Here is a 13,602-nt window from a genome sequence, read left to right on the forward strand (position 1 = left end):
AAACGAGGCCTGCCAGTTCCTTCCCAACGCTGCTTCCTATGGCGATCCCCATTCCCCCAAGCCTAACCCCGAAGGCGACACGGGGTGATGTTTTATTTACTATGGGTTTTTTCAAAGTGCCTGTTCCCATGATCCCACTCCATCTTCGGTCGACCTCGAAGGGAATTCCTGGAAGTATGACCTCCTCCAGCAGGGTCTGCAATTGATCCTGAATCTTCTCTGTCAGCCCGAATTCCTCTGTCTCTTCCCCTTTAAAATCGAGATTCCGTCCTCCTCCCAGAAGGATCCTGTCGCCTGTATTCCTGAAATAATAATACCCTCTGTCGAGGTGAAAGGTCCCCTTGATCTTTAATCCGGGGATGGGCTTGGTAACCAGTACCTGGGCCCTGGCAGGACAGACATCCTCCATCCATCTCCCTGCAAAACCATTGGTGGCTACCAGTAGTTTTTTGGTCGTGAGATCCATGCCCCGAACACTTACCCTTACCCCCCGGTCACTTTCCTCAAAATCGAGTACTTCCGTGGCATTAAGGAGGAAGACCCCTGATGCCTGTGCCTTGGCCAGCAAGGCATTCATCATCTTCCCGGTATGGATCTGCCCTTCGAGCTCATTGGTAATCACGGATGCCTCGATTCCACGGAACCCGAAGGAGTTGGGATTCTTTGTAAAGGCGGGCCTGCCGAAAACAGGTTTCAGCAGAGAATTGATCCTTTCGAGGGCTCCTTCGCATTCCCAATAGAGTTCATGATCCTTTTTCAGGAAGAGCTCATGCCCTCCCAATTGCTGAAAATCCATCGCGCGATCCCCGACGGTTGCCCTGAGCAATTGTATCCCTTCCCATCGTTTGCGGACAAGTTCGGCGACCTCCTCAGGCGTGTGTGTCCGAAGGTCGTCCAGTACTTCTGAAATGCTCCCGAAACAGGCAAAACCTGCATTTTTAGTGCTCGCTCCCTGTGGGAGTATGCCTTTTTCAATGATGAGGACCTTAGCGTTGGGAAATTTCCTCCTCAGTTCAAGGGCACAGGAGAGCCCTACGATCCCACTGCCTACGATCGTATAATCGATCCCCTTAAACCAAGTATCGTACTCCCAGTAACTGAGGTTCATCGGTATAAAAAACTCCGGACGGGGCCGGAGTTGAATTTAGTTGTTATCTGGTTCCGGATTCATCTTGAACCCTTCCATGAATTTTGTGGTGTAATTCCCGGCGATATAATCCGGGTGGTCCATCAACTGCCTGTGGAAGGGGATCGTAGTTTTGATTCCCTCAATCACGAACTCGTCCAGGGCGCGCCTCATCTTGTTGATCGCCTCCTCCCGGGTCTGGGCCGTGGTGATCAGCTTGGCGATCATGGAATCGTAGTTGGGCGGTATGGTATACCCGCTGTACACGTGTGTGTCTAGCCGGATCCCGTGACCTCCAGGGGTGTGCAGGGTCGTGATCTTGCCGGGAGAAGGCCTGAAACCGTTGTACGGGTCCTCGGCATTGATCCGGCATTCGATGGAGTGTAGCTTTGGATAATAGTTCTTTCCAGAGATAGGAACACCCCCCGCCACCAGGATCTGCTCCCGGATGAGGTCGTAGTCTACCACCTGCTCGGTAATCGGGTGTTCCACCTGTATACGGGTATTCATCTCCATAAAGTAGAATTTCCTGTGCTTGTCTACCAGGAATTCGATGGTTCCCGCACCTTCGTATTTGATATATTCGGCAGCCTTGATCGCTGCTTTCCCCATTTCCTCCCTGAGCTTGTCAGTCATAAAGGGAGAGGGGGTCTCCTCGGTGAGTTTCTGGTGACGCCTTTGAATAGAACAATCCCGTTCAGAAAGGTGACAGGCCTTGCCAAACTGATCTCCCACTACCTGTATCTCGATATGGCGGGGTTCTTCTATGAGTTTTTCCATGTACATGCCCCCGTTGCCAAAGGCTGCAGTAGCCTCTTTTACTGCGCTGGTAAAATGGGCTTCCATGTCTTCTTCCTTCCAAACGGCACGCATTCCTTTACCCCCACCACCGGCGGTGGCCTTGATCATAACGGGATAGCCGATCTTTTTGGCCGTTTTCTTCGCATCTGCCACATCCTTCAGGATACCTTCGGATCCGGGTACGCAGGGTACCCCGGCTTTTCTCATGGTTTCCTTGGCAGTTGCCTTGTCTCCCATCTTATCGATCTGTTCCCCTGTGGCTCCGATAAACTTGATATCGTGCTCTGCACAGATCCTCGAGAATTTGGAGTTTTCGGACAGAAATCCATATCCGGGGTGTATGCCATCAGCATTAGTAATCTCTGCGGCGGCGATGATATTCGGGATCTTGAGATAGGATTCACTGCTGGGTGCCGGGCCAATACATACAGCCTCGTCGGCGAAGCGAACGTGCAGGCTTTCCTCATCTGCCTTGGAATACACGGCCACGGTCTTAATCCCCATCTCTTTACAGGTGCGGATAATCCTGAGGGCGATCTCTCCTCTGTTCGCAATAAGTATTTTCTTAAACATATTTAGCTGCGTTTGAATTACTTCTGGTTAGTCAGCACTCCTCAGCGGGAGTTAGCCTTAGTTCACAAAACTAGGACGGGTCTACCAGGAATAAAGGTTGATCGAATTCAACCGGGGAAGAATCCTCCACAAGGACCTTCACGATCTTTCCGGAAACTTCGGATTCGATGTCGTTGAACAGTTTCATGGCCTCGATCACGCAGAGCACATCTCCGACACTGACCGTGTCCCCAACCTCCACAAAGGCCGGTTTATCAGGAGAAGGTTTCCGGTAAAATGTACCGATGATGGGCGATTTGATGGTGACGTACTTGGAGTCTTCCTCCTTTTTCGCCGGCGCGGCTTCCTCAGCCGGTGCAGCCGGTGCAGGTGCCTGTGGAACCGGAGCCTGGGCTACCGCTGCAGGGATCTGCTGGATGTAAGTGGTCTCTGTACCAGAACCTGAAGGCCCTGTCTTGATTGTGATCTTGATGTCGTCCGTTTCCAGTTTTACCTCACTGGCCCCTGACTTCGCCACAAACTTGATTAAACTTTGAATCTCTTTGATATCCATGGAATTCGTATTTGATTAGTTCTCGATTAGTTATAAGCCCACTTTAAATAAATCGCACCCCAGGTAAATCCGCCGCCAAAAGCAGCGAAGACCAGGTTATCTCCTTTTTTCAATTCTTTTTCATAATCGCTGAGAAGGAGCGGCAAGGTTGCCGAGGTGGTATTGCCATACCGCTGTATATTCATCATCACCTTGGAAGGTTCAAGCCCCATGCGGTTGGCCGTCGCATCGATGATGCGCTTATTGGCCTGGTGAGGAACCAGCCATTGCACATCATTGTGGGAAAGGCCGTTCCTCTCCATGATTCGGGCAGCTACATCGGCCATGTTGGAAACGGCAAACTTAAAAACAGATTTTCCGTCCTGGAATACGTAATGTTGCTTGTTCTTTACCGTCTCTTCCGATGGAGGCAATAAGGACCCCCCTGCCTCGATCTTTAAGAACTCCCGTCCGGATCCATCAGACCTCAGGTATTCATCCAGGAGGCCGTATCCCTCTGTATTGGGTTCGAAAAGAACGGCTCCCCCTCCATCTCCGAAGATTATACAAGTAGTCCTGTCTGTATAATCGAGAATGGAAGACATTTTATCCGCTCCTATGAGGAGTACTTTTTTGTATTTTCCAGATTCGATGAACCGGGCTGCTGTAGACATCCCGTAGAGGAAATTAGAACAAGCGGCCTGAATGTCGTAAGCAAATGCATTCACCGCCCCGATCTTTGTCGCAACGTATACCGCAGACGAGGCCACAGGCAGGTCTGGCGTGGCTGTGCCCAACAGTACCAGATCTATCTCTTCAGGGTTTACACCCGATTTCTCCAGCAGGTTCTCAGCAGCTTTGATCGCCAGATACGAAGTGCCCTTATCCTTGTCCTTCAGTATCCTTCTTTCCTTAATTCCCGTGCGGGTAGTGATCCATTCGTCTGTGGTGTCCACCATGGTCTCGAGGATCTCGTTGGTCAATCTGTAGTCCGGCACATAGGCCCCCACAGCTGTGATCGCTGCTGTAATCTTAGTCATGCTATCAAGCGTTTTTTATCGGAATCCTCTAAAAATGCTCCAAAAGTTGTGAAAAATAGTGATTTTTTATGACTTTTTCCCAAAACACGAGGTTTTTACACCCAAGTAAAACAGCCATAAAAAAACTCCCATTTATCAGAATGGGAGTCTTGTCTGTTTAGGGAAATCTTATGCTGAAGCTTCCTCTGCTTTATCTATCAGTACCTGGCCGCGATAGTACAATTTACCTTCGTGCCAGTGGGCCCTGTGGTATAAATGCATTTCCCCTGTGGTCGGGTCTTTGGCCAGGGTAGGGGCCACAGCTTTATAATGTGTCCTTCTTTTGTCTCTTCTGGTTTTGGAGGTTTTCCTCTTTGGATGTGCCATCGCGAAACTTATTTATCCGTTAGTAAATCTTTTAATGCATCCCATCGGGGATCCGTATTATCTTTATCAGTCTTCGATTCTTTTGGTTGTAATTCCCTGAGCTTTTTGAGGGCCTCGGATTTCAGCGACCCGTCTTTCACACCGGGATGTACTCGTTTTTGAGGAACAGCCAGTACCAGCATTTCATAGACGTACTGGGCGATGTTGAATTGGTGCTCCCCGTGAGGGATCACCAGGATCTCATCATCCTCGTCGTTGTAGTCATCCCCGAATTTCACCACCAAGGGCAGGGAAGCAGTCACTTCCTGGTCAAAGGGTTCGTTCGTCAGGTCGCAAGCGACGTTTACAGTACCACGGGCCTTCATTTCCAGCTCCATCACCGTACTCGTCTTATTAAAGTCGACCTCTACAACGATATCCGCTGCGTTGAACTCAACATACTCAAAAGACTCAAAGAACGTATTATCAATCTGATACTCAAACGTGTGCGCCCCCAACTTAAGTCCTGAAAAAGGAATTGTAAATTCCTTATGCGTCGTCATTGTGTACAATCGTTTAAGGCGTGCAAAGATACTTTTTTTTTGCCAATAGCAAACCTATTTCTCAATTATTTAGGGCATTACACGCTTCCGTGGCCCAAAATCCACAACGCTCCCTAGGAAGCCTTCGCTTTTTGCCTTTTCAGGGGATTGCTGGAGATCTCTTTGTATTCCTTCCGGTTCCTGTAGATGGAGATCCCCATGAATACCGCCTCCTTAAAAGATCCGGGGTCTGCCTTCCCCTTTCCGGCTATCTCATAAGCCGTTCCGTGATCCGGGGAGGTCCTGACCCTGCTGAGTCCGGCCGTGAAGTTCACTCCCTGCCCAAAGGAAAGGGTCTTGAAAGGGATCAGCCCCTGGTCGTGGTAAGCGGCGAGGATGGCGTCAAATTGTTTGTAGGTGTCTGAACCGAAAAAACTGTCAGCCGCATAAGGGCCAAAGACCAGTTTACCCTGTTCGGTCATTTCCCTGATCACCGGCCTCAGCACCTCATCATCTTCCTTCCCAATGACTCCGTCATCCCCGCTGTGGGGATTGATCCCGAGCATGGCGATACGCGGTCTCCGGATCCCGAAGTCCATTTTCAGGCTTTTCTCTATGGTCAGAATCTTCTCCCTGATCCGTTCGCTGCTGATATTGCTGACAACGTCCTTAACGGCTACATGGTCTGTGAGCAATCCTACTTTCAGGCTGTCTGTGACCATGAACATCAGGCTCTCACCCCCCAGTTCACGGGCCAGGTAGTCCGTATGTCCAGGGAAGTTGAAATCTTCTGACTGTATGTTTTTCTTATTGATAGGGGCCGTCACCAGCAGGTCAATCTCCTCATTTTTGAGGGCCCTGACCGCAGCTTTCAGGGAACGGATGGCGTATTTTCCGGCCTCCGGAGTGGCCGATCCATACTGTATGTTTGGAGTTTCCTTCCACACATTCACCACATTGATCTTACCATCGATGGCGTGGGTCGCCTGGTCCACCCCGTGAAAGGTGATATTCATCCCCAGGTCGTTCTTCTGCTGGGAAATGGTCTTGTTGGAAGCGAAAATGACCGGGGTACAAAGATCGAGCATCCTGCTGTCCTCGAAGGTCTTCAGGATCACTTCGCACCCTATCCCGTTGAGGTCACCCACCGAGATTCCTACCTTAATATTCGCACTTTCCTTCTTCATATCTCTGTACTTTGCCTTACCTTTGAGGCCCTGAAAAAGGTCCGAAGGAAGCTGTATTTTATACACTTCAAAAATAAGATATCCGGGGCGTTCCGGAAGGGAAAAAACCTCTTTTTTAAATTCAAATCGTCATGTTTACAGGAATTATCGAAACCCTGGGGGAGATCACAAAACTGGAAAGGGAAGGAGGCAACCTACATCTCACCATAGCCTCTGAGATCACCCCGGAACTCAAAATAGACCAGAGCGTAGCACACAACGGGGTGTGTCTGACGGTGGTCGGTATCGATAAGAAGGAATATACGGTCACAGCCGTGGAGGAGACTCTCCTTAAATCTAACCTGGATGACCTGGTCCTGGGAGATCAGGTGAACCTGGAACGGGCCATGATCCTCGGGACGCGATTAGACGGACATATCGTGCAGGGACATGTAGACACTACAGCCGTATGCTCAAAGATCGAACAAAAGGACGGCAGCTGGTATTTTACCTTTTCCTATAGGCCGGCCAAAGGACAGGTGACCATTGAAAAGGGGTCTATTACGGTTGACGGGGTCAGCCTCACGGTAGTCAATTCTGAAGACGACCGGTTTAGCGTGGCCATCATTCCCTATACCTATGATCACACCCGTTTCAAACACTACCGGGTCGGCAGCAGGGTCAATCTGGAATTCGACGTGATCGGGAAATACGTGGCACGGCTCCTCGGCAAATGATCCCTCCCGGAGTCCAAATCATTATTCTTCAAAAAAACTGATCGAAGAGCCTATCCAGGTGTCGTTGGTGTTGTGAGATACATTGATCATCCCCCCTTTGCCCATCCTGGTGAGGTTAATAACGGGTTTTAGCCTGCCTTCCTTTTCATCCCTGACGAACAGGATCCTCAATTCTACCCTGGAATTCCGCTCGCCCATAGTTTTGATCAGGGGAGAATAGGTGACTTTTTTCTGAAGCATGTAGTTCTTCATGTCCTTGATGGTATTGAGCAAATTCCATGTGGGTTCAAGGTTCACGCCTTTTCCTGCAAAAGAGAACAGGGGTTTCAGCACGAACTGTTTAAGGTCGATGTCCTTAGGGACCTCATCGAGGTAGTACGACTGTGGAATGCTTTCGTGGGAAAGCATAGGCATGATGCATTTGGAGATCATAAAGAACCAGTCGGGATTGGTGATCCAGGTCACATCAAGGTCATCGAAGATATTGAAGTTAGTTTTCAGGTCTTTGAACTGGTACAGGTCGTCGAAGATCACCCGGTTGTAGATCCTGCGGATGGGTACCTTCCGTCCGTCCTTTTCGTAGAACAACTGCCTGCCTTCCTTGATGACCTTGGTCATACAGACCACTTCTATGCCCAACGCCTGCTTCGTCGCCCAGAAGTCGATCCGGGTCTTCTGCGCATTTGGGAAAATCTCCATCAGGATGACATGTTCCGGAGCCTCATCCCCCAAAATCACTTTCCGCATGGTCTCGAGATAGGTTTCTTCCGTATGCCCTCCAAAGAAATAGTGGAATCCATTCTTCGGGATGGTGGGATAATTATTTAAAAAAGCCTTGGCCAGGAAGGGCTGGTAAAAAAAGAGGGACGGAAAGGCCTGCAATTCTATCAACTGCGGACTCAGATCCCCGTTATCATCTTCGCAGATCCCGAAATCGATGCCCAGAAAATGGGGCTCCCCAACGGGTGTTGGTGACTGCAGCTGCTTTGGCATAAAACGCTGTCTCACCGATTCAAAATCGAGGTTGTCAAGTTGACTCAGAATGGCGTCGCAGGCATCCATGACCTTCTTCTTCATATCCCGGTCTATAAAAACCGGAGTTTCCGAGATTCGGAAGGGACAGGGTTCCCCGAAAGTCTTTAAGACCTCTTGTTGAAGCCCCTGGTAATAGGCGTCTTTAAAGCCAGCGTTAAAGGATTCTCTTACCTTGGATATCATACGGTTACAGGAGTTTGATGATCAATGGCATCGGCTGCCTGCTGTAAGAATTTTGGAATGATCGTCCTGTTTGTAAGAAGGATCTTGTCGTCATCATCCAGGTGAATCATCATATCCTCGTACTTTTTCTTCCCGTGGTGTTTGATGATGTGAGCGCGTTTGTCTGCCCTTTTGAAATAACGCATCATCCCCTCAGAATCAGCCTCAGGATGGAACTGAACGCCGACGATCTCCTTGGAGAACCTGATGGCCATTACCGCCCTCTCTAAAGGAACATGGGGTCTTTTCTTTTCTTTGCACAACACCTTGCATCCCAGGCTTTTAAAGCGCTTTTTCCTGGGCTTCACTACCTGGTAATCCCTGGAATCAACAGCATAGAAAGGGTTTTGTAAGCCTTCCAGTACAAATTCTTCCTTCCCTTTTTTGGTCTTGTGAACCGGCATGATCCCGAAGGCCGTAGACTTTCTCCTTTTAACCTTGGCCAGCTTCCAGTGAAGGCAGGCGATCTGAAAGGAATGGCAGATCAGGAAGAGGTACTTTTTATTTTCCTCCAGGAGGTTGTGATCGTAGATCGAATCCAGAAACCAGTTGAATTTCTTTTCCCAGGGTTCCCCGGTCGGTTTGGGAGAATCCGGGCCCCCTGAGGCTATAAAGATGTCGAAATCCTCTACTTCAGGGATCTCGTGATGTACCCTGACATCGAAGATACGGTAATCTCCCTGAATGTCATCCCGTCCCAAAAACTGTTCAACCAGCATCTTGATACAGCGCATTCCCTCGTTGGGCTGACCCGCATTCATGTCGAGAATGGCGATTCTATAGTGGTGTTGCATGTGATTCTTTACTTTTCGCAGATGAGGCAGGATAATCCGGTGAGCCCTCCTTTACTTTATAAGCCTTTTCCGGTTTCCTCAACAATATATTTTACAACTTCCTTCAGGTCCTTTGTATCCTCGTAGACCTTGAGCTGCCGATCGGCTCCGGAACCCTGTTCCAGCATCTGGTACACGTAGTTCACCTCTGTCCTGCAGCCCAGTTCATCCACCACATCCTCAACAAAGTCCAGCAGTTCATTGATCAGGGTCTTAAAGGGCACTTCCTCTTCCTTTCCAAAATCGATCAGCTTTGCTTCGATCCCCCATCGCGCTGCCCTCCATTTGTTCTCGTTGATCAAAACCCTCCTGTAGGAACGAAAGCTCTGGTTCTTCTGGTGCAGTTTGTGCAACTTGGCGATGATACACTGCATCAGGGCAGCAATGCAGACCACCTCATCCACGGTCATGACCATATCGCAAACCCGGAATTCCACCGTTGGGTAAAAGGGATGCAGCCTGATATCCCACCATATCTTCTTTCCATTGTCTATACAACGGGTCTTGACCAGGATGTCGACGAATTTGTCGTACTCTCCCACACTGGCAAAGTAAGGCGGTATCCCTGTCCTGGGGAATTTGTCAAAGATCTTGGAACGGAACGACTTAAAGCCCGTATCACGTCCTTCCCAAAAGGGAGAATTGGTGGAAAGCGCATAGAGGTGCGGCAGGAAATAGCGGGCGATGTTCATGATCTGCAACCCTTCTTCCCTGCTAGGGATCCCCACGTGTACGTGGAGGCCAAAGATGAGATTCGATCGGGCCACATCTTTCATCTCCGCTATAAGTTCATCATAACGGGGGTTGGGGGTGATGGGCTGGTCACTCCAGTTAGAAAACGGGTGTGTCCCAGCTGCTCCAACTTTCAAGCCCTCCTTGGCTGCCAGCTCAATGACCTGCTGCCTCAGATAGGACACTTCATCCCTGGCCTGGTTGATATTCTCGCATATATTGGTCCCCATCTCGATCACGGCCTGGTGCATCTCTTCCTTGATACGCTCTTTCAGGAAGACCTTCCCACCTTCCAGGATCTTAGACATATGAGACCTCAGGGTATAGGCCTCACTGTCCAGTATCTGGAATTCCTCTTCAATGCCAAGGGTGAACTTACTCATGACTCGGTATGTTGTGCTTTATTTCTTCTTCTTTGGAGCAGCCTTGGGTTTGGCTTCGGCCTTCCTGGCTGTTGTCTTCTTTGTTTTCGCAGAAGTGGTCTTGGCAGGGGTTGATTTAGCCCTGGTAGATTTTACCGGGGTCTTTTTAACCACTGTCTTCTTGGCTTCCGCAGCCGATTTAAGCGGAGGTTTGGTCATCTTCACCTCAGCCGGGGCCACACAGTCCTTCACAAAAGTTCCCCAGGAACTGTTGTTCTTCTTCTCCTTGTGCTCCAGTGCTTTCTCCACCGCGAGCTTGGCCGCGTGCTCCACGATCCATCGGAAATTTCCTTCCCCCACGGAGTGTACGTCGGCATCCGGTGCCGGGTTGCAGAAATCTATGGCGTAGGGAATACCATTTCTTACTGCGAATTCCACCGTATTGAAATCATATCCCAGGGCTTTGTTCAGTTTGATGGTATAATCGTGAATAGTCTTCATCAGCTTCTGGTGTTCCGCCCCCGTGGTTTTAGGCTCGGTCACATAACGAAGGTGAAACTCATTCCTGGGCTCATAGGGCATGATATGCACATACTTTTGCCCCAGGCAATAGACACGGTAATAATCCTCAAAAACGATCTCTTCCTGCAGCATCATGACCAGTTGTTCGGTCTCCCCGTGCTTGGCAAAGAGGTCGTCCGGATCGTTCACTTTGTATACGCTTTTCCATCCTCCACCGGAATGGGGTTTCATATAGGCCGGAAAGCCGATATAATTGAAGATATACTCCCAGTCCAGAGGTGCTTTCAGGTTCCTGAAAGACCTTTCCGTGGTATCGTCAGGTCTGTGCTTGGAAGGCAAAAGGACCGTTTTTGGGACGGGTACGCCGATCTGTGTAGCCAGACAGTTGTTGAAGAACTTCTCATCGGCACTCCACCAGAACGGGTTGTTGATCACACAGGTTCCCATCAGGGCAGCATTCTTCAAATAGGCCCTGTAAAAAGGGACTTCCTGTGAAATCCTGTCTATGATCACGTGGTAACCGTAATCTATCCCCTGCTGCACCTTGTCTATCATGACCGGTTCAGCGACGACCTTCCCATTCCCCAGTTCGTTGACCTTGTCAATAAAGGCCCAGGGGAAGGTGTCTTCCATTCCAAATAAAATTCCAACTCTTTTGATCATCTTATTAATTGTGTTTAGTTCGATTAGAAATAACGGCCGATGTACTCAGGAAAAACCATCTTCCACAGTGGCCAGTCGTGGTCGATCCATTTTTTTTCGTCGTACCAGTAGGGGATCCCTTTAGATTGCAGGATTCCCGCCATGTGTTCGTTCTTGGGCTTACAGCTGTCCCAGTCTGATGTACTCAGCACGATATTCATGTGCTGATATTTCCATCCCTCCTCGTTCTGCATGAATTCATCCGGACAATTGAAATAGATCCGCATATCATCAGAAAGGGGCACAAAGTTACGAATATTGAAAACCCCCGACATGGAGAAGAGGTGGGAGACCAGGTCCGGAAAACGGAAGGCCGTATTCCCTGCGTGATACCCCCCAAAACTCACCCCGGCTACCGCTATTCTGTGGGTATTGCATTCCTGCTGGATATAGGGAATGAGCTCGTTTTTCAGAAACTGCATATACAGTTCGTAATTGTGGATCTTTACCTCAGATGACATGTTTTCCGCGTAGAAAGTGATCCCGTCCAGGGTCTCTACATTATAGAGCTTGATACGGCCCTCCTCGACGAAATTCATCACGGAGCCATTAAGCCCGAAGTCGTTGTTCTGGGTAAAGCTGCCATAGGAAGAGGGGAACATCAGGATGGGATATCCCCAGTGCCCGGTGATCTCAAGGTTTATGTTCCTTTCCAGTGTATGGGAGTAGTACTGAATATACTGCATGGAAGCCATAGGATAATGTAACCTAATTTTCTAAGTTTACCAATAAATTTTGCCGGGCAAAGGTATTTTATTTTTGTTTATACCCCGCTTAAATTCAGCGGATTCCTTATACTTGCCCCCTTTAGCATGAGCCGATGATTCTGCATGTCGACCACATTAGCCTTAAAGGGTCCTATTCATCTCGTTTTTTACACAGAAAGCTGCGTTTCAGGCTGATCGCTCCTCCCTCATTTCGCAAGGGAGGAAAAGACTTCCCCGTATTGCTGATGAACGACGGGCAAGATTACACAGCCCTCGGACTGGAGAAGACCCTGACCCGTGCCTATGCCCAGAAAAATATATCCCCATTCCTCTACGTCGGACTGGAGACCGATGAACACCGGATGCACGAATACGGCACCGCCAGTACGGCAGATTATAAAGGAAGGGGAGAAAAAGCGGGTTTGTATGCCCGTTTTATCACCGAAGAATTCATCCCTTTCCTCAAGAAAGAATTCAGGGCATCCCCCCTCAAGGAAGACTGGGTTTACTGCGGGATGTCATTAGGAGGCCTTTCGGCCTTTGACATCGTCTTTAACCGCCCCCACCTCTTTGGAAAAGCAGGGGTGTTCAGCGGTTCTTTTTGGTGGCGAAAGAAAGCATTTACAAAAAAAGACCCCGAAGACCGAAGCAGGATCGTCCTGGATATGGTAAAAGAAGGCACCTACTCCCCCCACCTGAAATTCTGGTTCCAGTGCGGGACCCTTGATGAGAAGGCAGACCGCAACCAAAACGGCATTATTGACTCCATAGACGACACCCTCGATCTAATCAGGGAACTGGAACTCAAAGGGTATTCCTATCCCGGGCAGATCACCTATGTGGAGATCGAAGGAGGCAAGCACGACCTGCCCACCTGGGCAAAGATCTTTCCCGATTTCCTGAAATGGGCCTTTGGGCACCGTGAGGCTCATTGAGCAGGACTCAGACCTTGATAAAGATCTTCCTGCGGTACATGTACCAGGCCAGCAAAAGATAGAACCCCGTGACCGTCAAGCCGTATAACAGAGAGGACATCTCGCCTGAGAGGAAGGATTGCACGTAGATATTCGCGTACAACCAACCGTGAAGGGACATCCCATCTGCTACCTCGATGGAATAGAAGAGTTTGGTGATAAAGCTGGAAAGGAAGTAGATGGTGATGGCATTCGCCCCTGTGTACTTGAAGATACTGCCAAATTGGAAGCCTTTTACATCAGTGAGGTAGTAGATCAATGCCAGGAAAATATTGGCCCATCCCGCAGTGACCAGGACAAAACTGCTGGACCACAGGGCCTTGTTGATGGGGAATACGGTATCCCAAAGATACCCCATGACCACCATAAAGATGCCCAGCATCAGCATGATCACCTCTTTTCTGGGCCTTTTTGAAATGAGGATAAGTCCTGTAAAGATCCCCAGCAAAGATGATGCTATGGAAGGCAACGTACTCAGCAGTCCTTCGGGATCGTAGTCTTCCTTGTACATATGGGTACCAAACACTTGAAGATCGATGTAATTCGCCCAGTTGTTGGGCGCCCTGTCAAAGGTAGGAGCTCCCCCGTCAAAAGGGACAAAGCCCAGCCAGACCCAGTATCCCACCAGGATGGCGATACAGATTCCCAGGA

General features: G+C 49.4%; 14 protein-coding genes and 1 pseudogene. 2 read left to right on the forward strand and 13 right to left on the reverse strand.

The window, feature by feature from the left end; translation table 11 throughout:
* From ABYP73_RS05790 to pdxA, 7 genes are all read right to left on the reverse strand, one after another.
* A partial coding sequence (locus ABYP73_RS05790) for an NAD(P)/FAD-dependent oxidoreductase (protein WP_372973724.1) occupies window positions 1-1,108 on the reverse strand: 1,108 nt, incomplete at its 3' end.
* Window positions 1,109-1,144: 36 nt separating this feature from the next.
* On the reverse strand, window positions 1,145-2,500 hold the full coding sequence (accC, locus tag ABYP73_RS05795) for an acetyl-CoA carboxylase biotin carboxylase subunit (RefSeq protein WP_372945158.1): 1,356 nt from the start codon (window positions 2,498-2,500) through the stop codon (window positions 1,145-1,147).
* Between the two features lie 70 nt (window positions 2,501-2,570).
* Window positions 2,571-3,053 carry an acetyl-CoA carboxylase biotin carboxyl carrier protein gene (gene accB, locus ABYP73_RS05800; protein WP_372945159.1) on the reverse strand — a complete coding sequence of 161 codons (483 nt, stop codon included), beginning with the start codon at window positions 3,051-3,053 and terminating at the stop codon, window positions 2,571-2,573.
* Window positions 3,054-3,079: 26 nt separating this feature from the next.
* The gene (locus ABYP73_RS05805; protein ID WP_372945160.1) at window positions 3,080-4,072 is read right to left on the reverse strand and encodes a beta-ketoacyl-ACP synthase III; all 993 of its coding nucleotides are present in this window, start codon (window positions 4,070-4,072) and stop codon (window positions 3,080-3,082) included.
* A gap of 168 nt (window positions 4,073-4,240) precedes the next feature.
* Entirely contained in the window at window positions 4,241-4,438 is a 198-nt protein-coding gene (gene rpmF, locus ABYP73_RS05810) for a 50S ribosomal protein L32 (protein ID WP_188370245.1), read from the reverse strand.
* Between the two features lie 8 nt (window positions 4,439-4,446).
* Window positions 4,447-4,980: a DUF177 domain-containing protein gene (locus ABYP73_RS05815; RefSeq protein WP_188370244.1), complete on the reverse strand. Its 534-nt coding sequence runs from the start codon at window positions 4,978-4,980 to the stop codon at window positions 4,447-4,449.
* 113 nt (window positions 4,981-5,093) lie between these two features.
* Window positions 5,094-6,146 carry a 4-hydroxythreonine-4-phosphate dehydrogenase PdxA gene (pdxA, locus tag ABYP73_RS05820; protein ID WP_372945162.1) on the reverse strand — a complete coding sequence of 351 codons (1,053 nt, stop codon included), beginning with the start codon at window positions 6,144-6,146 and terminating at the stop codon, window positions 5,094-5,096.
* 131 nt (window positions 6,147-6,277) lie between these two features.
* Between pdxA and ABYP73_RS05825 the strand changes: the two genes are divergently transcribed.
* A complete protein-coding gene (locus ABYP73_RS05825) occupies window positions 6,278-6,862 on the forward strand; it encodes a riboflavin synthase (RefSeq protein ID WP_372945163.1) in 585 nt (194 codons plus the stop codon).
* A gap of 21 nt (window positions 6,863-6,883) precedes the next feature.
* Here ABYP73_RS05825 and ABYP73_RS05830 read toward each other — a convergent pair whose 3' ends face one another.
* From ABYP73_RS05830 to ABYP73_RS05850, 5 genes and pseudogenes are all read right to left on the reverse strand, one after another.
* Complete coding sequence (locus ABYP73_RS05830; protein WP_372973725.1) at window positions 6,884-8,080, reverse strand: hypothetical protein; 1,197 nt, start codon at window positions 8,078-8,080, stop codon at window positions 6,884-6,886.
* Window positions 8,077-8,913 carry a type 1 glutamine amidotransferase gene (locus ABYP73_RS05835; protein WP_372973726.1) on the reverse strand — a complete coding sequence of 279 codons (837 nt, stop codon included), beginning with the start codon at window positions 8,911-8,913 and terminating at the stop codon, window positions 8,077-8,079. Before ABYP73_RS05835 ends, ABYP73_RS05830 begins: the two co-directional genes overlap by 4 nt.
* A gap of 56 nt (window positions 8,914-8,969) precedes the next feature.
* Entirely contained in the window at window positions 8,970-10,067 is a 1,098-nt protein-coding gene (locus ABYP73_RS05840) for a carboxylate-amine ligase (protein ID WP_372973727.1), read from the reverse strand.
* 216 nt (window positions 10,068-10,283) lie between these two features.
* A pseudogene (locus tag ABYP73_RS05845) lies at window positions 10,284-11,231 on the reverse strand (RimK family alpha-L-glutamate ligase); the annotation flags it as partial.
* Window positions 11,232-11,254: 23 nt separating this feature from the next.
* Entirely contained in the window at window positions 11,255-11,965 is a 711-nt protein-coding gene (locus ABYP73_RS05850) for an alpha/beta hydrolase-fold protein (RefSeq protein WP_372946173.1), read from the reverse strand.
* A gap of 125 nt (window positions 11,966-12,090) precedes the next feature.
* Between ABYP73_RS05850 and ABYP73_RS05855 the strand changes: the two genes are divergently transcribed.
* Window positions 12,091-12,912, forward strand: coding sequence for an alpha/beta hydrolase (locus tag ABYP73_RS05855; RefSeq protein ID WP_372946172.1), 822 nt, complete (start codon window positions 12,091-12,093; stop codon window positions 12,910-12,912).
* A gap of 7 nt (window positions 12,913-12,919) precedes the next feature.
* On the opposite strand, the gene ABYP73_RS05860 is transcribed toward ABYP73_RS05855, so the two are convergent.
* A partial coding sequence (locus ABYP73_RS05860) for an acyltransferase family protein (protein ID WP_372973728.1) occupies window positions 12,920-13,602 on the reverse strand: 683 nt, incomplete at its 5' end.

Source organism: Muriicola sp., from assembly GCF_041567615.1.
GTDB lineage: Bacteria > Bacteroidota > Bacteroidia > Flavobacteriales > Flavobacteriaceae > Muriicola.